19 protein-coding genes, 8 tRNA genes and 1 pseudogene are annotated in these 19,744 nt (G+C 39.6%); 3 read left to right on the forward strand and 25 right to left on the reverse strand.

Annotation, left to right across the window (positions count from 1 at the left end; all coding sequences use genetic code 11):
- Positions 1-241, reverse strand: a pseudogene (locus tag HMPREF2794_RS09515) (hypothetical protein); the annotation flags it as partial.
- Positions 242-712: 471 nt separating this feature from the next.
- Between HMPREF2794_RS09515 and HMPREF2794_RS09525 the strand changes: the two are divergent.
- The gene (locus tag HMPREF2794_RS09525) at positions 713-1,294 is read left to right on the forward strand and encodes a hypothetical protein (protein ID WP_005794395.1); all 582 of its coding nucleotides are present in this window, start codon (positions 713-715) and stop codon (positions 1,292-1,294) included.
- Between the two features lie 113 nt (positions 1,295-1,407).
- Here the strand turns inward: HMPREF2794_RS09525 and HMPREF2794_RS09530 are convergent, their stop codons facing one another.
- The 23 genes from HMPREF2794_RS09530 to HMPREF2794_RS09625 form a co-directional block, all read right to left on the reverse strand.
- Complete coding sequence (locus HMPREF2794_RS09530; protein WP_004326765.1) at positions 1,408-1,839, reverse strand: hypothetical protein; 432 nt, start codon at positions 1,837-1,839, stop codon at positions 1,408-1,410.
- A 9-nt stretch (positions 1,840-1,848) separates the two neighbouring features.
- Positions 1,849-2,574 carry a KilA-N domain-containing protein gene (locus HMPREF2794_RS09535; protein WP_004326766.1) on the reverse strand — a complete coding sequence of 242 codons (726 nt, stop codon included), beginning with the start codon at positions 2,572-2,574 and terminating at the stop codon, positions 1,849-1,851.
- Positions 2,575-2,583: 9 nt separating this feature from the next.
- Positions 2,584-2,898 (reverse strand): Rha family transcriptional regulator, encoded by a 315-nt coding sequence (locus HMPREF2794_RS09540; RefSeq protein WP_005794398.1) that lies wholly within the window; start codon positions 2,896-2,898, stop codon positions 2,584-2,586.
- Between the two features lie 596 nt (positions 2,899-3,494).
- Positions 3,495-4,007, reverse strand: a complete 513-nt coding sequence (locus tag HMPREF2794_RS09545; RefSeq protein ID WP_007846594.1) for a hypothetical protein — start codon at positions 4,005-4,007, stop codon at positions 3,495-3,497.
- Positions 4,004-9,478, reverse strand: a complete 5,475-nt coding sequence (locus tag HMPREF2794_RS09550) for a tape measure protein (protein WP_007846593.1) — start codon at positions 9,476-9,478, stop codon at positions 4,004-4,006. The genes HMPREF2794_RS09545 and HMPREF2794_RS09550 overlap by 4 nt, the downstream gene beginning before the upstream one ends.
- A 17-nt stretch (positions 9,479-9,495) precedes the next feature.
- Positions 9,496-9,717, reverse strand: coding sequence for a hypothetical protein (locus HMPREF2794_RS28915; protein WP_008775833.1), 222 nt, complete (start codon positions 9,715-9,717; stop codon positions 9,496-9,498).
- Between the two features lie 62 nt (positions 9,718-9,779).
- Positions 9,780-10,238 carry a hypothetical protein gene (locus HMPREF2794_RS09555; RefSeq protein ID WP_004326772.1) on the reverse strand — a complete coding sequence of 153 codons (459 nt, stop codon included), beginning with the start codon at positions 10,236-10,238 and terminating at the stop codon, positions 9,780-9,782.
- Between the two features lie 101 nt (positions 10,239-10,339).
- Positions 10,340-10,903, reverse strand: a complete 564-nt coding sequence (locus HMPREF2794_RS09560; protein WP_004326773.1) for a hypothetical protein — start codon at positions 10,901-10,903, stop codon at positions 10,340-10,342.
- Positions 10,904-10,926: 23 nt separating this feature from the next.
- A complete protein-coding gene (locus HMPREF2794_RS09565) occupies positions 10,927-11,295 on the reverse strand; it encodes a hypothetical protein (protein WP_224205391.1) in 369 nt (122 codons plus the stop codon).
- A gap of 23 nt (positions 11,296-11,318) precedes the next feature.
- The gene (locus HMPREF2794_RS09570; RefSeq protein WP_004326776.1) at positions 11,319-11,849 is read right to left on the reverse strand and encodes a hypothetical protein; all 531 of its coding nucleotides are present in this window, start codon (positions 11,847-11,849) and stop codon (positions 11,319-11,321) included.
- Between the two features lie 3 nt (positions 11,850-11,852).
- On the reverse strand, positions 11,853-12,176 hold the full coding sequence (locus HMPREF2794_RS09575) for a hypothetical protein (protein ID WP_004326777.1): 324 nt from the start codon (positions 12,174-12,176) through the stop codon (positions 11,853-11,855).
- Positions 12,177-12,178: 2 nt separating this feature from the next.
- Positions 12,179-12,553 carry a hypothetical protein gene (locus HMPREF2794_RS09580; protein ID WP_007846587.1) on the reverse strand — a complete coding sequence of 125 codons (375 nt, stop codon included), beginning with the start codon at positions 12,551-12,553 and terminating at the stop codon, positions 12,179-12,181.
- 19 nt (positions 12,554-12,572) lie between these two features.
- Positions 12,573-13,766 carry a major capsid protein gene (locus tag HMPREF2794_RS09585; protein WP_007846586.1) on the reverse strand — a complete coding sequence of 398 codons (1,194 nt, stop codon included), beginning with the start codon at positions 13,764-13,766 and terminating at the stop codon, positions 12,573-12,575.
- A gap of 37 nt (positions 13,767-13,803) precedes the next feature.
- Positions 13,804-14,211 carry a hypothetical protein gene (locus tag HMPREF2794_RS09590; protein ID WP_008673431.1) on the reverse strand — a complete coding sequence of 136 codons (408 nt, stop codon included), beginning with the start codon at positions 14,209-14,211 and terminating at the stop codon, positions 13,804-13,806.
- A gap of 27 nt (positions 14,212-14,238) precedes the next feature.
- Complete coding sequence (locus HMPREF2794_RS09595; RefSeq protein ID WP_005794419.1) at positions 14,239-14,862, reverse strand: hypothetical protein; 624 nt, start codon at positions 14,860-14,862, stop codon at positions 14,239-14,241.
- Positions 14,863-14,955: 93 nt separating this feature from the next.
- A tRNA-Tyr gene (locus tag HMPREF2794_RS09600) sits at positions 14,956-15,037 on the reverse strand.
- Positions 15,038-15,043: 6 nt separating this feature from the next.
- A tRNA-Ser gene (locus HMPREF2794_RS28920) sits at positions 15,044-15,128 on the reverse strand.
- A gap of 73 nt (positions 15,129-15,201) precedes the next feature.
- A tRNA-Glu gene (locus HMPREF2794_RS09605) sits at positions 15,202-15,273 on the reverse strand.
- 5 nt (positions 15,274-15,278) lie between these two features.
- Positions 15,279-15,349 (reverse strand) — tRNA-Gln (locus HMPREF2794_RS09610).
- A 5-nt stretch (positions 15,350-15,354) separates the two neighbouring features.
- A tRNA-Trp gene (locus tag HMPREF2794_RS09615) sits at positions 15,355-15,427 on the reverse strand.
- Positions 15,428-15,434: 7 nt separating this feature from the next.
- Positions 15,435-15,507, reverse strand: a tRNA-Asn gene (locus HMPREF2794_RS09620).
- Between the two features lie 79 nt (positions 15,508-15,586).
- A tRNA-Phe gene (locus HMPREF2794_RS28925) sits at positions 15,587-15,659 on the reverse strand.
- Between the two features lie 65 nt (positions 15,660-15,724).
- Positions 15,725-15,797, reverse strand: a tRNA-Met gene (locus HMPREF2794_RS09625).
- A 348-nt stretch (positions 15,798-16,145) separates the two neighbouring features.
- Here HMPREF2794_RS09625 and HMPREF2794_RS09635 point away from each other — a divergent pair.
- Positions 16,146-17,780: a terminase large subunit domain-containing protein gene (locus HMPREF2794_RS09635; protein WP_005794423.1), complete on the forward strand. Its 1,635-nt coding sequence runs from the start codon at positions 16,146-16,148 to the stop codon at positions 17,778-17,780.
- The gene (locus HMPREF2794_RS09640; RefSeq protein ID WP_005794425.1) at positions 17,777-19,273 is read left to right on the forward strand and encodes a phage portal protein; all 1,497 of its coding nucleotides are present in this window, start codon (positions 17,777-17,779) and stop codon (positions 19,271-19,273) included. Before HMPREF2794_RS09635 ends, HMPREF2794_RS09640 begins: the two co-directional genes overlap by 4 nt.
- Positions 19,274-19,469: 196 nt before the next feature.
- Here HMPREF2794_RS09640 and HMPREF2794_RS09645 read toward each other — a convergent pair whose 3' ends face one another.
- Positions 19,470-19,724 (reverse strand): hypothetical protein, encoded by a 255-nt coding sequence (locus HMPREF2794_RS09645; RefSeq protein ID WP_005794429.1) that lies wholly within the window; start codon positions 19,722-19,724, stop codon positions 19,470-19,472.
- Positions 19,725-19,744 lie beyond the last annotated feature (20 nt).

Raw genomic sequence — 19,744 nt, forward strand, 5'->3', positions numbered from 1 at the left:
TACCCAAATCTCCCTTATAGCACATCTCGGCTTCCAAGTCGTATGCCTTTAATAGCAGCTTATCGGGTATGTAAGTATCTTCACCGTCTTCATCCGGCCAATCCCGTTTGGGTAAATCTTTCGTTTCCCCACCCGGCTTGAACGGAAATTCTGTGCACACAATTCCAAAATGCGCCAAGCTGTCTTTGACTGGAGCATTCTCGGTAGTTTTCTGCATCAAAATAGAATACGGTTCGTTCATATACATATATTAAAAAAGAGCTTGCCGCAGAGATATTTAGTCTCCACAACAAGCTCTATGGCCTTATACTTTAATCTTATTTCAACGCAAATATAATTGTATTTTCTATATAATCATAGAAAATAATGCCATAAAAGCATTTTTTAGTAGATTATTATACTCAACCCCTAACTTGCTTCCACGTGTATGTTGAAAAACATAAAAAATATCATTTGTCATAATTTTATTTATTAATACTTTTGTATTTAATTATAAAAGAGGTTATTATATGTTAGGAGTTTTAGTTTGGATAGTAGTGATTCTTCTGATCTGCTTTAGTGTTACTGGGTGGCATTGGATTATATTTTATGTAGTCATACTACCATTTTCAACATGGCTATTTTTCTTCTATGTCGATTTTCCCGAAAATCGTTTTAATATAAAAAGATTCAAGAATGACATAAAATATTTATTAAATAAATTACATAAGAAATGAAAAAAAATATATTATTCTTTTTGCTTTATACTATTATGTGTTTTACTTCCTATTCGCAGAACAAACAGATTAGTTATTCATCTGTAAATGGGCTTGTAACTTACGACAATGGTTCAGGTACGAAAGCCGATATTGGTGCAAAATTATATATTATACCATGTAAATATTTCAAACAAGATATTGAATTAAAAAATGACTCTATACAAATGGGGTATGAATCTTTGTTACAATACATCAAATGGAAAGAACTTGTTGGGCAAGAACAAGCAATAGCCAAATTAAAAGAATATGACTTTTACATTTCCGCTGAAGAACAAATTAGGAGAGAAGGTGAATTAGCTATATGTTTGGTTGATATTCTCAAATCAAATAAAGTAAAATATAGTTGTACGATTGACAATACGGGAAAATATAAAACTACAATCCCTTATGGTAATTATTATTTTATATTTAAATCCGCAAATAAAAGCGTAGATAAGTCTATACTTAATGGTCGTGGAACATATAATATTTATAAAATCAAATTATATTCTAAATATAAAGATATTAGTACGTCTTTTAACGCTGACTACCATTAAATATTGAGCTAACATAATCTGGCTAATGTTTTCGCGTATAAATTATAATTAGGCTGGCTCCAAAGTCAGCCCAATTTTATTTTGTGCATTTTGCCACTCTTAGCCAAAAGTATTCAGCTTTCGAGATATTTGTTAAGCGCATCTCTCAATTTACGAATTTCATCATTTGAAGATACTATTTCGGATATTTCATCTTCACATGCGCAATCGCACATTGAAATAAGCATACCTTTTATGCCACCTCCCTTTTCTATTTTAGCATCTTTTGAGAACATTTCTATCGGGAGAAACTCGACTACCCCTCCGCTGTCAAAACTTACCGAAGCCGCAGCGTTTTTCTTTTCCCATTCCTCCACCTCACTACATGACATATAAGCCGTTTGACAATTTTCTAATTCTGGCTTCTTTTGCTCTATCATATCTAAATAGAACTGTATAGCCATTAAACCTTTCTCTGTTACCGTATTGTCTTTTGCAATAAGACCATTTACTTTGAATGTTTCTACAACGCATTCTTTGTTGCTCATAAATTCTACTAATTCCATATTGATTTATTATTTATAGTGGATAAAATTTGTATTTTCTTGCTGTAATTGGAACACGGCAGGATAGTTCCTTTTTGAATATTGTTTTCTAAGGTATGATATTAAATTATCGAAGTTGGTAATGAATCCCTCGTTGATTAAATCAGCCACCTTCTTTTCAAGCTGCCACAGTTCGCGTTGTTTGCTTTCATCACCCTGCTTGTTGCGAAGCATTTTCTCATGTGAGTTAAACACAACCCAATTCAATGCTTCCCCAACCTTTTGCATTGCTTTCGGCATAAACTCTTTAGGAACTATCTTCTGAACGGCAGAGCCAAGTTCTTTGTAAGCATCCCCGGCATCGTTTCGATAGCGAATCATTTCATCGTACACAAACCGTAATACTTTGACTTCAAAAGCCGGATTTATCCACATAGCAAATTTGATAAACAGAAGCGGATTCATCCAAACTTTATCGGGTGTTTTGCCTTCTTTCGTATTTCTACCCTTAACTTTTATAAGTAGTTGATTTTCACCAATGAGCATTTTTGCTCTATGGCTTTCATCCTCTGCAAGAGCTTTCAAAAACTCTGATGTATTATCAGATTCTAAGAATTTACTCATTTGCCTTCTCGGATTCCCTTCTACATTATTCCACTGCCGAAGCAATTCAGTTCCGTCAAAATAACCATCACTCGTGCGCTGAACCACAGAAAAACTATCAATGTATCGCACCATTTCTTGATTTGTTTTCATATTATAAATTTAGATTTTACTTAACAAAGATTTCTCCCTTTTACGGGAAAGTTCACGCTTGTTTTCTTCAAGTTCTTCCCAACGATTAATAATTTTGGCTCGTAAGTTTGCATCATAACCACTTGCGAGAAGAAGACAATCCTTTTTGGTGAGAATGTAACAAGACACTTCTTTGCTTCCACCGTTTGGCATAGGTTGAGGTCTTGATGATAATTCAAAACTGAATTGTCGTCTATCTTCCAGTTGTTCAAGGATATTGCGAATATCTCGCATTACATTTGAATGAGTTTTGCCCGTAATTTCTGCAATCTGTAAGGAGGTCATTGTTCTTTTTTTACCTTTTCCCTCATCAATAGGTATTAACTGATTAAAATTTTCCATATCTTTGCACTATAAAGTTAATGTTTTCCCCATCAGCGGCTCGGACATCTCCGCTTTTGGGGAATTATTTTGTCCGATCTTGTAGTAGGCAGGGAATCGAACCCCAATACGCCATTACTCGTACCTACTGAACCCTCCTTAATATAATAGTCACGCTTGACATAATAATAAAGAGAAAGGGCAAATCCCGATGAAGCCTAATGTGGTTGCCTGCCTCAAAGAGAATGCCCTATAATATTTTATTCCAGTTCATGACAACCACGAAATGAACCTAACAGCATTGTTTCCGACACAAATATAGAAACGATATTTTCACCATACAACAACCTAAAAATCAATAAAATAAATTCGGTAAACATCAGTAACAAACGGTAAGAATCGGTAAATAAAAACAGTTATATTTACTCTAAAATTTAGACATAATATAAATAATGCACGTATCTACCGTATTGTGACGAGATATTGGTTACAATTTATGATACCGTTCAAATAATTTAGAAATATAAAAGACTGTAAATAAATATATTGCAGAAAACGTGTTAGTCCCCATTCTTTTTATATCTTACCATAACATTGCCTTCGGATTCTATTTTACAGTTTCCACCATGAACATATACATAAACTTTAGCCACATCGCTTTGCCTTACATGTAGTTTAGCCCGATCATATACACTCACAAAAACTTTGGCGCAATCTTCCACTTCAAGAGTCAATTCACTATCATGGCGCAAATGGAGAGTAGCGGCTGTAAATTTACCGAAAGAAAGCTTGCCTGAACATTTACCGTTCAGTACATATACACCATTGTTGCCTCCGGTCACTGGTTCATCAACAAAAATAAGGTTTTGATGAAGCAGGCTCCGGTCAAAATTACCTTTTATATATTCCACCGTCGGATAATCGTGTTCAATACAAAAATCAATGCCCCGTATATACATTCCGATCAATTCTTGCTGGCTTTTATTGTTTTGCCAGTCACCTTGCCATTGTGTGCAGAGGCCATACGATACGGCATGACCTCTCAATTCACTATTCAATCTGTTCATAATCATATATTAAACTTGTTTACACCGTTTATATTCCTATGTAGTATATCCCTGATTTCTTCCACAAATTCCACATTCTTTGCTGTATTTATCTGTATCATTGTCAGTTGTTGTAATTGTGCTTGTGCTATTACATTATAGGCCGGGAACAATTCTTCAACCAATCTGCGCACATACTCCCGTTTAACACTCACGTCAGCCCGGATTGCATTTATATAAGAAGCCAAAAGGTTAGCGGTATTTTCAGTAACATTCTGTATGCCTTTAGATAAACCACTTCCACTGTCTTCTTCCTCTTCCTTCATACTGATACCATATTTCTTTTCCATATAGTTATTCAGTTTGTCAAGCATGGAATAGTAATCATCGGTTTTCTCACTTACCCCCATTAGATAGTCCGCAATACTTTCCAACTCCTTTTCGTCAAGAGAGAAATCCTTGCCGAAATAACCACTCATTCCATCCTCACCAAAAAGCATCTTTTGAAGCTGTTGCATGGCCGGTTCCAAAATACTTATTTTGAGAATGGAGTTCATAACATCACCCATAATGTCGGCAACCTTATTTTTGAAAGCTTCGGCACCATCCTCGCCTTTCTGCCATGCCTCATACAAGGCATCTCCCAGCTGTGAAGCCCAGTCTTTCAAATTAATGCCATAAAGAGATTCAGCCGTTTCTTCGGCAAAATCCTTTATTTGCTGTTTCATCTCCGCAATCTGATTCTCATAATCAGCCACCTTGCTATCATCCGTCTTCTTCTTGTCAATTTCGGCTTGCCGTTGTTTCTCCAATTCTGAAAGTTGTTCTTGCATCAAGGCACGTTGATACCCGTATGCACCACCTTCATCGTATGCCGAAACACGTTTTTGAAGTTTTTCCGCTTCCTGCTTATATTTCTGCAAAGACATCAAATCGAAGATGTTGATCTTTCCCTTATTGCGTATTGCACCAATCTGATTATTTAATTGATTCAACCGGGTACGGTCATTTTCTGCATCTACAAGTTTTAGTTCCGTGCCACTGCCCAAAAAACGTTCAAGAATACCGTCAATTTGTTCGTATATATATTGCAACTGTTGAGCACGAAGTTTACTCTTTTCAATAGCCTTATCGAGTTTCTTATCATGCGCTTGTGCTATCTTCCCAATCCAATTTACAGCTTCACCAGCAGCGGCAGCAATACCACCAACGATTCCACCTTTGGCGAATCCCTGCCCGATATTGCTTATAGAAGACATGGCATCCTGCACATTACCCATCGTGTCGGCCATACCCTCATTGCCCAAAGCATCGAACATGGAAGACATCTGTCCTGCAAAATTGCCGACAAGATCAGCACTTTCAGCGGCACTTTCTCCCAACCGTCCGATTTTCTTTTCCAGTTTGTCGCTGTCTTTTTCAGAAGTAAAAAGTTCTTTTACATTCTTCGCTAAGGTTTTGAATGGATTTACAGCCAACTGTGCATCTTGCAACTGGGGGATGGCTTTTATCAATTTATCCAACAAAGAATAAGCACCCTTAACATTTTCAATACTACCATCATCTTTCGTAAAAAAAGAAGTAAATCCATTGGGCTTTCCATCGCTATCATAGGAAACCTTTGCATTATTCTTGATTTCCCTTGCGATACGTTCAGCCTCTTTCAAATCAGAGAATGAACGTTGCTCTTTATCTCCAAATATTTTCTCCCATTCAGGTAACAATTGTAATAAGGTCGATTTTAATTCAATCAGCTTCTTATTATATTCATCAAGATAAGCCTTCTGAACATTGTTTAGACCTGACGTATCACCAACCAACTCCCCATTTTTTCCGACACTTAATCCAGTCTTTGATGCGTACTGTTCACTTAATATTCGTATCTTTTCTATCGTTGATCTTGCATTGGCAATAACCTTTGTATCATCAAGTGCAATACTTACCTTATCTTTCTCAAATGCCTCTTTAGCATCCTTCCACACCTTAAAAAATTGCTTATATAATGGGCTGTCTTTACCTCCTAATATACTTTCTGCTTCATCGTCACTCAAAGTGAATGGAAGATCAACAGCCTTTTCTTTGAGTTTCTTTTGTACTGTATCTATTAAATATTGCGCTTCATTCTCATAATCAGTCAAAAAACCAAAAGCATAAGTTGAAGCATCCTTCTTACTTGCACCGGCATTGATAAGCTGCTTGTATATATCCCATTTCTTTGAAACATCAGACACGTACCTTTCAAGTTCCTTTGTGGCCTTATCCGAAGCTTCTTTCATAGCGTTGGCATCAATATCCAAAAGCACTTTCCGTATAGAAACTTTCAATTCCCTACGCTCTTTGGTCTTATCGTCAAGCTGGTTAAGAATCTTATTCAATTCATCCCGATAATTTACAATATTCACCGGTTCTTTACCTTTAAATAAGGAATCAAAAATACCCGATTCTTTAACCTTGCTGGCAGCTTCTCCCTTTCCAACAATGTCAGTCCACTTCTTATATTCAGAATATGCCTCCTTTAGTAAGTTTACCCGTTCTTTCAATCTTTCGGCAAAGGCATCCTTTTTGCTCTTATCCTTATTTGGATCAGTGAGAGAAAAACCGATTTCTTTAGCTCCTTTCTCACCGGCTTGCATTGTGTCGAAAGCCTTTTTATAATCTGATACAATTTGCTTCTGCCAGTCGGGAAGTTTTGACAAGTCAATAGCTCCAATACCTGACAAATCTATTCCGGCTTTAATCAATACCGGCTTCAATTGATTTGTTGTCTCTTTAGCTTCCTTGTATCCTTTTTGTATTCCTTCAATGATTTTCTCTGAATCTGTGGAAACCTTTATTTGGGCTTCAAATTGCCCATCTGTGGCTTCATTGAACTTTTTCTGCAAATCAGAAAAACTTTGACTGGCTTCTGTATATTCAGCATTAATCTTGATATTGAACTCTTCTTCAAGAGTCTTCTCGTTAAAGAAGTCTCGCATATATTTCGGCATCTTCTCGAACGTATCAAAGAAAGAACTTATATCCAAACCGATAGCTATTTTCTGCGCATCACTCAAATTCTCCAAATCCCAGCCGGCAGCTTTCAGCCTCGACTTGTACCCAGATAGGAAGTCTTTCATATCCGGCAATACATCTTCCATATAAATACGCTTAGAGTTTTTCCACGCTTTCCGCAATTGAAAAATATCATCTCTATATCCTCCAGTGAAAGGCAACTCATTATTCAGGCTGGCCAATGCTTTGGGGTATTCTTTGAGAATGGATAGCTGTTCTTTCAGCGGTTTACCCGAAGCGGCTTTGGCAAAATCACCATGTTTGGCTATAACTTTCTGCATGGCGGTGGAATACTCGATATAGCTGCCTGACATGCGGCCAATAATCTTGTTTACCCGTTCCTCCGCATCAATGTAGTCATTGATATTTTCAAGAAAACTGTCATCAAAATAACCGTCAGTCGCTTCATTGGCATGTTCAGACGTACCTTTTATGGCATTCAACAATCTATAAGCCTCTTTTGTATCATTCAAAGCATTCCGAAGCAATATATATTGTTCTGCAAGGCTTTTAACCGTATTTCCTTCATCATCAGTCTTAAACGTTTCATTAAAAGTGTCTGCCCAAACTGGAGAATAATCCTTTAATGCTGTTTTCATTTCTTCAATAGAAGAAATCAGTGAGGCATCATTCGCCTTAAAAGGATCAACATCAGCAAATTTTTGAGCTTCTTTCGTTAAATTCTTGAAACCGTCTTGTGCTCTTGTTGTCAGCTCGGAAATACGCTCGTTCATTTCGTCAGCCTTTTGCCCGGACTTATACCATAATTCAGTAATGGCAAAAAGTCCAGCGAACAAATACATGTATGGATTGAACAAACCCTTAAAAGCAGTCCAAACTTGTTTGGCTCCATAACTAAGCATTGTCATTGCCACACGAGCTTTTCCAGCTGACATAGCCACTTGAAGTTCAGCTTTTGATATATTAAGTAATTGGGTAATATGTCCTGCCTGACCTGATTTAATTTTCCCAAGTGTTATCAACCTCAACGCTTGTTCTTTGTTCAATGCGCCACTAACAGCCAATGCCCTCCATTCTGCGGTAGTCATAGCATTTCTTGAAGCAATCAATCCTTTTTCAGCGGCAGTTAAAGTGCGGTAATTGGAAGCCATCACTAAATCCGCTGCTGTTTTCTGTTTAGCTGCGAGTGTTCCTTTTATTAATGTAGCATTTGCCACTCCCATGGCACGTGATCCTGCATAAACCGCAACCCGATATGTTCCAAACGCAGCTGTGGCCGCTGTTATAAAAGGTACAATTTCTTTCCAATTTTGAGCAAGGGTGGTAAGGCTTTCGGCAGTCCATTTCAATGTACTACCCATTGACTCCGCAATATCACCAAGCATAATGTCAATCGCATCAGCCAAGTTCTTCCATTTGGACTTAACTGATTCTGAAAGAACTTCCTGCATATTATTAAACATGCCACCATCATCCGTAAGTTCCCAAAGAACATCTTTTACATCCTCAAACGTAACCTTCTTTTTCGAGATCATATCAAGCACTTCACCGGCACTGACAATGCGGCCTTCCAACTTGCTGAATCGCTCGGCCAGTTTATCCACCATAGGAATGTTCGCTTCCGTCAATTGTCGTAATTCCGTTCCTTTCAAGAATTTAGCAGCCTTTATCTGACCGTAGGCCAATATGATACGTCCCATATCAACACCTACACCGGCTGATATATCAGCCAGCCTTTTCATGGTATCATACAATTCATTGTATGGTATAGAATACGCGGAAAGTTGTTTGGCATACTGATTCAAGTCCATAACCCCGAACGGAGAAGCAACAGCCAGTTTCTTAATCTGATTGAATATGGTTGTAGCTTTGCCTTCATCTTGCAAGATAGAGGCCATTGCAATTTTCTGATTCTCCAACTCACCACCAATATCAACCACTGCACGTAAGAAATTTTGTGCCGCATAAATGGAGTATAGCCCCAAAAATTCATTTCTTAATTGTCCGACAATACTCAACTGGCTGTTCATTGCTCCATTCATATTGAGAGTGGCTGTCATGTGCCGCCTTGCTGCATTGGCTGATCTCTCACGGGCATTAGCCAAATCCAGTTCCGCTTTGGCGGCACGGGCGGCTCTTTGTCGCGCAAGCTCACGTGCAGCTGCGGCAGAAGCCTCCGCTTTGGTTTGAATGGCTGCGGCTTTGGCGGCGCGTAAATCACTTGCTGTAAAGTTTGTATTCAACCCGGCGGCTTGCAAGGCGGCACGGACAGCTTGTGTGGTACTGGCCTTATCCACTACCACATTGATCTTAAACTTCTCACTTTGAAGCAAAGTCTTCATATCGCCAACCAACTTCTTCTTGTCAAAACCCACATCAAGTTTTGCCTGCAAGTCTTTGGTGATTTCCGCTTTCAATTTTTTACGTTGTTCCGCTGTCTTATCACGGAACAGTATATCAAAATATAAATTACCGAGATCAGCCATATATTATTGTGTTTGTGTTACTTATAATCATTAATGTTAATTGCTGTTTCTCCATTGCCATACTTATCTTTCCAGCGTTTGGCAGCATCCTCTATTTCGCTTACGGAAGGGGATTTGAAGTTCTTCGTATCGTGCTTCTTTTCCTTGTTGTCCTTGTCACAATCTGTAACCACAATAGACACATCCATTGCCAATAGTTCAATTTGTGCATTTGTAAGTACCCAATAAATACCAAACAAGGGCTTGCTTATTGGAATCCCAAATACTCTCAAAGGCTCTGTCAGCCACGGATAGGACTTGCCTATTTCCCACGTTTGTCCGTAGCTGGTTCGTGAAGGATATGCTCTGCTTCCTCTTTTGTCATTGTCATCATCGTGTCCTTCATCGCGGTCAGATATATGGTAGCAGTCAAGTAGTCTTCCACTGGAATTTTTTTTTTGCCGACGGCTATAACCTTCATCAGCTCATGATCTCCATATTGTTTGATATAAAAGAACCATCGCCACAAGAAAGGATAGAAGAACTTGATCTTCCAATATCCGTTCAAAATGATAGCGGCTGCACATTGGCAACTGATCTTATCATCATTTCCCGATTTCTGCATGGTACTGGTGAATTTGCGTATAGTCCCTCTTTTCAGCCATGAAATACCATATTTCTTTCCTCGGACTTCCACATAGTCCACACTGTCTTCCAACACATCATTCAATAGCCTTTCATCCTCCGGTGTAGGAAGTGTTATGTCATTCTTCTTTGTCATATTTTATCGTGTTTTATACGAAAAAAGGTGGTGGCCGGTATCAAGTAGCTCACCACCTTTTCGCTGATATGAATTTTGCAAAGTGTTATATCCTAAGTTTTTTATTCGGACACTTTTTTACGTAAAATGTAAATAGAGGCACCCTTAGCATCATTCAACGGAGAAACAGATACATTAAAGTACCCCGGCTTATCCTGCTCGCTGACGAAGTTGCTATACCCCTCAACATTCGGTAAGAACAAGGCTGTTTGACGGTCTTCACTACGCATGAAGAGTCCTCCGATTACTTTCTTCGGTTCGATATTGTAACCTTCACCTTCATAAGTCTCACCATCAATGGTAGCAGTCATAGTCACCGTTTCCGCTTTCTTGTTCAGTAACAAGTCATTGATCTTTCCTGCCACGGAAGGTACTTGAAACTGAATATCGGAATCTCCAGCATTAGCAATAGAAGTCCAAGTTGCTCCGGTTGTCAACTTGATCTTGGAAACATCGGCAGCTCCGGTATCAAATGTAACTCCGTCAGAGAGTACCGGCAGCTCCATATCAAAAGCCGCTAAAGTTGCGAGGTCACTATTGACTTTGGACACATAATAAACCTCCTTCATCTGATTAAAGAGCACCTTTAACTCTTCCAGTTTGGTAGTAATAGAAATCTCTGCCATAATCGTATCTTTTTAAGTTTGTGTCATTTGTTTATTATTAGCTTCGCTTGTATTATTAAGGAATGAAAACCGAGTCCGTCATTTCCTCCGGGAAGCAATCGTGGACTTACAGCTGAAAACAATTCCGTCACTATTGGAAATTTTGAAACCACTTCCATTTGCATTTCATCCAAACGGACTGTATTCTCAATACCGTTTGAGCGATCATGCGCAAAAACGTTTATCTGACAGTAAGTGTCTTGGTAGGTACTTCCTTTATCTTGGATAGTTTGTGGCAACCGGATAACAACAAAGTCCTTCATCGCCTTTTGTTCAGCAGCCGGACGATCTGTTATGAAAACCTTTTCACCAATGCCGGTTACTGCATCAGCGATTTGTTTTAATATATCCATACGTCTATAAACTGTCCGTCCCATCATTTCATTGGTTTAAAGTTCTTGAATAATGTATTTTGTGCCCTTTGAAATGTTCCGGTCAGAACATCTGCATTCAACACATTCTCCAAATAGGTTGAATATTCAGTACCCGTGCACATTACTATCTCAAATCCTTTACGTGATTCCGACTTATATCTTTTCAAGAAATCAAAGGAGAATGCTTCGCCATAACCTTTATCAGTTTCTATTGTTCCAGTAAAACGTCTGTTCTGATTATCATAACTGACACCTACAAATGTTTCACCTTTAGTCAGCTTTACTCTCACCGGTTGTTTCATTGAATCTCCACTACAAACGAAATAGGAAAATCTACCGTCCATGAATAATCCGCACGCATAACTGGTTATTGTATTACCCGTAAGATTCCGAAAGCCTGACTTGTTATCAAGTGCATCTTGGATAAGTTCTTCACAGCATTTAGTCAAGACATCAAAGATATATCCTGAAACAAGCTCCTTTGCCTTCCTTATTCCTTCATCAAACAATACTTCATTGCTCCGGTTATCCATGCGTTAATTTTTTGCAAGATTGAAATACACAGTTGTTCCCAAATTTCCGGCATAGCTATCAGTAACCATACATTGAGTGAAAGTGCCTTGTCTGTCCGTGACATCTATCAGATCACCGGCCAATATTCCTTCAACAATTCCGGGAAGGCTCAACAGATAATCGCTCTTTATCACATTATCGGTTTTGAATGTCCGCAAATTTGTACTACCTTCCTTTCGGCATATACCTTCATACAAGATCACCTTCTCACCATCACTGAAAGAATCCTCACCTATAATTCGGTAAACAGTACATTTGTGCGGATGCCGTGGATTATTTACTTTCATACTCAAAAATTGACTATTCTGATTTTAGTGCCCTTTACAACTTCTTCATCCCATTTCTCATACAGTTCTTTCGCCATTTCACGGAGTTGCCGCTTGTCGTATGCGCTGGTCTGCCAACCACCTTCCTTATGCTTCCATCCCCCGTCACTGTCTTCGGTATCATTCTTACTGCTTGGAGTGCTTGCACACCACATATAAATATCGGCAGTGGCAAGATCAAGTTGCCTTTCGGTCAGTTCACTTACCATTGTTCCAAAAGCGATTTTCCGCTTGACAAGAACCCTTTTGAGGGCGTTATCCGCTATTTCATAAGCGGTTGCGCCACTCAAAAAGTCTTCAATGGTCATATCTTCCGTATGAGAAAGTTCCTCACTCATTCTTGCATGAAGTTAAGAGTTACACAGTCACAGTAGAAATGAACATATACTGCGGCATTCTCGGCACACACATTTGGGCGGCTTCACTTTCAATATAGATTGAATGTGTTTCAGGATTGGCTCTCTGTGTCAGTTTCAAACGTCCACCGTCATAAGAAGCAACCTTGTTTGCCTCATATCCCAAAGTCAAAGGTTCCACACCTTGAATTGTACCAATCTGACCTACCGGTATAAAGGCGATATTGGTAGCCTTGAAGTTTTCCACTTGTTCAGTGATAAGATCAGGCTGTCCGTCTGCATCCTTACCGGGCTTGTCAACAAAAGCATAGCTGTCACGTGGTACGATTTCATCCACTTTAACCAGTTTCTTGAAAATGGCTTTCAGGCGGTCTTCATCTTCATTCTGTGCATTGGCAATAACCGTACTATCATCCGTCACAGTCGGATAGAGAGAATGACCGATACGTTTAAGAACCGCAGTATGAGTCATTAAATCATCCCACAAGTCCTGCGCCAGCTCCATCCTGATCTTGCCCAAATAATGATATTTGCGGCGAATCTCTTTCACTCTGTTCTTTATATCCATAATCGGATCAGAGGCAGAGCCTTGATTTGCCGGAATATGTTCATCCTTAGTCCACCAACGGCTTGTGCCGGCCAATACCTGGTAATGGTTTTCAGGGATATTAAAGTCAATAGTGATACCCTTCAAACCACGTGGGTTGTTATCAGTATCAATAGTGAACTTACCCGTGGAAACAATTCTCATTCGCTGGTGAGTAAGCGCATTGTAGTACGATCCGATAAGACCGTCAGCACTTTCATCAAGCAAGCCCAAGAACACATTCTGCATCTCTTCCGTCAATGCGGACATGCCTACCCGTTGCAACAGCTGTAATTGTTGTCTCACAGTCACACGGTTCAAACGGTAGAACTTCTTTTGAGTCGGGATATTACCCGTCCTTCCTTCGAGTTCTCCCAATGCAGCTTCATAACCCGGACTTTCCGGATCAACGTAAGCTGGCAGCGTTTTCACGCCGAGGCTCGTAATAAGCTGGGAGAAAGTATAATCCAACTTGGTTGCTTCAAATTCAAAACCATCAATTTGAAGTAGGTCATACTTCTCCTTGTAACGGTCAATAAATTCTTGCCAAGTGTCCCCACCAAGCCCATATTCGATAACCTTGTACAAATCAATAGGAAGTGTATTCATACAATTGTCGTGTTTTAAATGTTATTTTCAAATTCTTCTACTGCACCCATACAATTTGAGGAAGTGTAGTAATCTTTTGCAGGATAGCAACCACTTTTTCGTCAAACATGTACTGATAAATCTCTCCGGCATAGACTACTGTCCCACTGGCCTTCGTGTTTTCACTGGCTACAAGAACATCTTCTTGCAAATAGCCATTAATACCAAGAGTGGTAATATCTGATTCAGCCGCCTTAATCTGTTCGTCCGTATAGGCTTTAAAAGTCTTGCCTGAAAGATCAAACTTCACTGCTGTACCGGCAGGAATCTTGCCAACCGCAACCCAATCGGAAATGTTACTCACCATACCACCGCCCGGATAACGGTGACGGATTTCACGCCACACTTTACGGGCATGTCCGTATTTCACGGTGTTCACATCAAACGTGTTACCCATTGTTCCCATACATTTATTGTTTTAGAGTTAATAATTTCAATTCTTCTTCCAGCCTTCCTTCTTGCCTTTACGTTCAAAGTATCTGCTGGCTGCATTGTGTTGTGTTCCACCTGAACCGTCAGAAGTTCTTGGGGCGGTGCCATAACCCCTGCACGCCTTATATTCTGCATCATATTTCGGCAGAAATTCAGTAACCAGTTCATCCACAGTTTTCTTGGTATCGAAAGTTACCCCTTGTAAGGTCTTGCTCAACACATAATCATCATTCGCTTGTTTGGCCTTCATTGCAGCCGTAACCTTCTTCAACAAATCAGCTTGAACCTTTTTGCTGTCTTCCGCGTCTAAACGTGCTTCCAGTTCTTTCAGTTTCTTCTCCAGTTCATCATCGTTTTTCGGTGGTACCGGTGGAGTTGGAGGTGTCGGGGGAGTCGGTTGGGGCTTATAGTTTTTCTTAAAGTCCTCAACTCTGGTTGCGACATCATGGTTGTACTGTCCTTGCATCCCTTTCAGAAAATTCACAGCCTTGTTCCAATAAGCCTCGTCAGGCTCCGAACCTTCGGCTATGGGATTAAGTTCTACATACGTCTGTAATGTCTGCGGTGAAAAACTGGTTTCTCCAAGTTTCTCACTTAATGTGGATAAGATTTTTTCTTGTTCCATCGTGTTTATTTTGTGTTTATGTTGAATAAAAAAAGAGTCAGACAATGCTTTTTGCATCAATCTGACTCTTTGGTCTTATTTTCCATTTAATAGTGGGCAGTATTGGACTCGAACCAATGAAGACGAAAGCCAATAGATTTACAGTCTATCCCGTTTGCCACTTCGGTAACTACCCGTTTTGCGGAAGCAGAAGGATTCAAACCTCCGAAGCCTTTCAGCTTGCCTCTTTAGCAAAGAGGTGGTATCGTTCACTCACCCATACTTCCAATATGCGACCTACAAGATGTCTCGGTGAAACCACCGCATTTCCCTTGTATTTCGGACGTTATTCATTCTGTGTAGCGTATCAGAGAATCGAACTCTGGTTTCCACCGTGAAAAGGTGACGACCTAACCGTTAGTCGAATACGCCATTTGTTGAGATACAAGGATTTGAACCTTGAATAGCAGAACCAAAATCTGCTGTGTTGCCATTACACCATATCTCAATATGCGCGAAGAGAAGGACTCGAACCCCCGACAATCAGGTTTGGAATCTGACGTTCTTCCAACTGAACTATCTCCGCTTCATTGCGCCCGGTGATAGAATCGAACTACCGACCTTTACATTAACAGTGTATTGCTCTACCAATTGAGCTAACCGGACAATATACCTATACTCACCTAACCTGCGATACCCCATTTCAGCGTACCTGTGGGAATTGAACCACACCGTATAGGTTTTGTGGAAAGAGATGAAATCGAATCACCTTAACCGGATTTTCAGTCCGGCGCATACACCACGTCTGCCATCTTTCCATATTCTCCCTTTATCCCCATACGCCACATCGAAGGGAGAAACAATGCGGCAACTCCAACTATTGTTGCGGAGATTCGACTCGAACGAATGACCTTTGGGCTATGATCCCAACGAGCTACCAGCTGCTCCACTCCGCGATATTATCCTGAAAACTACTTTGTACCCACAATATCCACATTTATGTAGTTCTTGCATCTACGACACTTCACTCTCAATATAACAACACCATTGACATAGCTTATATCAGTTAGTTTCTGACCGCATATCGGACATAAAACTATCTTGTTGTATATTTCCCTTTGATCTGCATCTTTATCCGCACTAATTTTTATCATACTCCATGTTTTCGTTGCAAATATATGTACTGGATTTCTTTTCTCAAAACATTTTTGATATTATTTTCTATTAAAATGTAGAAAATAATACTCTTTATGCGTATTTTTGTACTGCAATATTAGAATCAGAGCTTATAGGCCGGTCTCCACATGTGTAATGTGAGGATCGGTTTTCTTTTTATGGAGAAATATAGTGGAATAAAAACGGTTAATGCCAGTTTGGTGCTTGATTATGAATATATCCAAATGTTAAGGGACGCGGATAGGAAAATTCCTAATCCGAATAAGATAATCGCACAAGGTGGAGGGCAGGAAAACATGCTCTCCACCCCGGCTGATATTACCATCTGTGGGGGATGCCGTGGAGGAAGTAAAACTTTTACTCTTCTTATGGAAACATTGAAAGATATAAAAAATAAAAACTTCCGTTCTGTGCTTCTCCGGCATGAGATAGACGATCTCTCTGATATGGTAGAAACATCATCCACCTTATATGATGATTTTGGGGAATACAACAAGTCCAAAAACGACATGCGCTGGAATTTCTATAAAGGTGGATTTTTAAAATTCAGCTATCATGCTGACACACTTGACGATTTCAAAAAGCGTTTTCAAGGTAAACAGTTCGCATATATAGGTGTGGATGAAATAACCCACATGGAATATCTCAAATTCAAATACCTTATCACTTGTAACCGTAACGCCTTTCATATCCGTAACCGCTTTATCGGAACATGTAACCCTGATCCTGACAGCTGGGTTGCAAAATTCATTGACTGGTGGATCGGAGAAGATGGTCTTCCAATCCCGGAACGTGATGGCAGAGTCCGGTATTGTTTTATGGACGGGGACAATGTTTCAGGTATATATTGGGGAGATACCCGTGAGGAAGTATATGAGCAATGCAAGGATATTATACACGCCTACTGGAAGCCGGAGTATGAGCAATATGGCACACCACAAGAACTGTTTATCAAGTCGGTTACTTTTATTGAAGCAAAACTTTCCGATAATGTAAAACTGATGTCTTCTGATCCGACCTATTTGGCTAACCTTGTCAACCAGTCAGACGAACAACGCGCACGCGATCTTGACGGTAACTGGAAATACAAAGCTGCCGGAGATGATATAATAAAGCTGACTCACATGGAAGCCTTATACCGCAATTCCATGCAGATAGGTGATGGAATACGCCGGGTATCATGTGATGCGGCATTTGAGGGTGGCGACAGTCTTGTCATGTGGCTGTGGGAAGGATGGCATATAAGAGACATATTTGTTTGCAAACTTGACAGCAAGAAAACAGTCGATACCGTAAAAGCGATGCTGGAAGAATGGCATGTAAGAGAAGAATGCTTCACCTATGACCTTAACGGACTCGGACAAATATTCAAAGGCTTTTTCCCGAATGCAATCCCATTCAACAACAAAGAAGCCGTGGAAGAGAAATTCAAATACATCTATGCGAATTTAAAATCACAAGCGGCATATCTGTTCGCACAAAAAATTATCAACCGGGAGATTTCCATTGAACCGACTCTTCTTGAACGCAAGTTCTCCGGCAAAGGGTTTGAGAAAGTTCCCCTTAGACAGATTCTCGACAAGGAAAGGAAAGCGATACGAAAGGATGAAGACAGTGAAGAGAAAGGCTGGACTATTATCAAGAAGATTATAATGAAAAAATTAGTAGGTCATTCTCCCGACTTCATAGAAGCATTGCTTATGCGAATGATTTTTGAAATTAAACATAAACGCAAACACATAAAAGGTTTAGGATTAATATGATAGCAGAGATTCTTACAAAAAAGCCTTTTGCAAGGGTTACTCCCGAAGGTTACTTGCAAGGCAGGATTACGAGCGATTTAAGAAACGCATCGTTCACAAACAACAGTGATAGGCTGACATGGCAGCTCATTTCGCAGGCTGATTTTATCCGTGAGTTTTATCCTTCAGGGCACAAGATCAATTCGGAATTGTTTTACCCGGACAGACTGAAATATGACGAAGAGAAGAAACGGTTCTTCCGGGAGAAAGTATTCCGTGCTTCTTTTCCCTTTCAGATGATAATCACTATCCAACAACTTGTACATCTATGTGGCAATGACATTCATCATGAGCTGACCGATACCAAAGTTGATGAAAGTTCACGGGAAATATTTCTCGAATTTCAAAAAGGATGGCTGGATAAAAATATGGAGATTGCATTTTACGAATATGCCAAAAGTGTAAAAATAACGGGAGATGCAGCAATCGTATTCTATATGAATGAAGGCAAGGTGTTCACCAAGAATCTCTCCTATTTTGATGGTGACACTCTTTATCCTCACTACGATTCCATAACCGGTCAAATGACACTGTTTGCCCGGCGATACAGCGACTATGACGAAGAGGGAAAGGAACTCATTTCTTGGGTGGAAGTGTGGGATAATAAAAAAATGTACCGTTACCGGCAGGATAAAAGGGGAATAGCCGGAGCAATAAACAAAGTGAAACAGTATTTCGGTATTGAAGGATATACATTAGTGGAAGAACACGATCATGGATTTACCGAATGTCCGGTTGTATATTATCGGGACAAACACGGTGCCTGCTGGAGCTTTTCACAAGATAATATCGACAAGTACGAACTGGCTATTTCCCATTTGTGTCAAAACAATATGGCATACGCATTTCCAATCATGTTACTTAAAGGTGAAGATGTTGAGATTCAGGGAGATATGTATGGTGCGGTAAAAGCTATCACTATGGGGAAGGATGATGATGCAGGCTTTATGAATCGTCCCGAAGCATCACAATCATTTGAACTTCAAATTAATACATTACTTAAAATGATTTTTATGGGGAGTTTTGTTGTCATGCCTCCCGAAGTAAAGTCAGGAGATTTACCGGGTGTTGCTATCAAGCTGATCTATTCACCATCTTTGGAAAAAGCCATGATTGACTGCAAGGAATTTGACGAATCAATAGACAAAATGAAACGGCTGTTCCTGCACGGATATGGAACAGAAAAAGGCCAACTTACCAAATTCCTCAATTTGAAAATTTTTTCGTGGGCAGTTCCATACGTCCACCAAAATGCAGCCGAATTGGTATCGAACTTGGTACAATTAGTCGGTGCCGGTATTTTATCAAAAGAAACCGGCTCGGAAGAATCCGGCTATGGAAAAAACAATGAATGGGATCGTATCATGCGTGAATATAAGGAACAGCAACAAGCTGACTTGCTATATCAACTGAAAATCAAGAAAAATGAAAATAAAGAGGGTAATGCAAAATGATCTGTACCAACGCGGAGCGCGAAAGCAATCCCGTACTCCGCGCTCTGAATCCAATGTAACTATACATTAGGAAAAGCCGCCTCTGCCTACATAAAATAGACAGAGGCTTTACTTTTTCAACAATTTGGTTGATAAGCTTGTGTTATAACAAGTCAGCTTCTACATTGCAAATGTAATGAATGAATTGAATATGACACTACTTTCGATACAATTTTTTATTATAAGGCTTTCGAGGATATTTCCGGTTAAGCTTCTTTTGCAGATCATCATTGATACTTTCATTCAGAAGGATTTTAGAATTTAGCACCCGGACTTCTCCAGTAAGTTCCATAATAGTTTTAGATTGTGTCGCATTTTGTTTTGAAAGCTCAACATTGGCAATAGCCAGTTTGCTGCATTCTGATGCAAGATGATTGAGTTTCTTTGTGCTGATTAATGATAATCCAAACATAATATTCTGATATTTAGTAT

Origin of the sequence: Bacteroides sp. HMSC067B03, from assembly GCF_001811315.1 — a bacterium.
In the GTDB taxonomy this organism is placed as follows: Bacteria; Bacteroidota; Bacteroidia; order Bacteroidales; family Bacteroidaceae; genus Bacteroides; species Bacteroides faecis.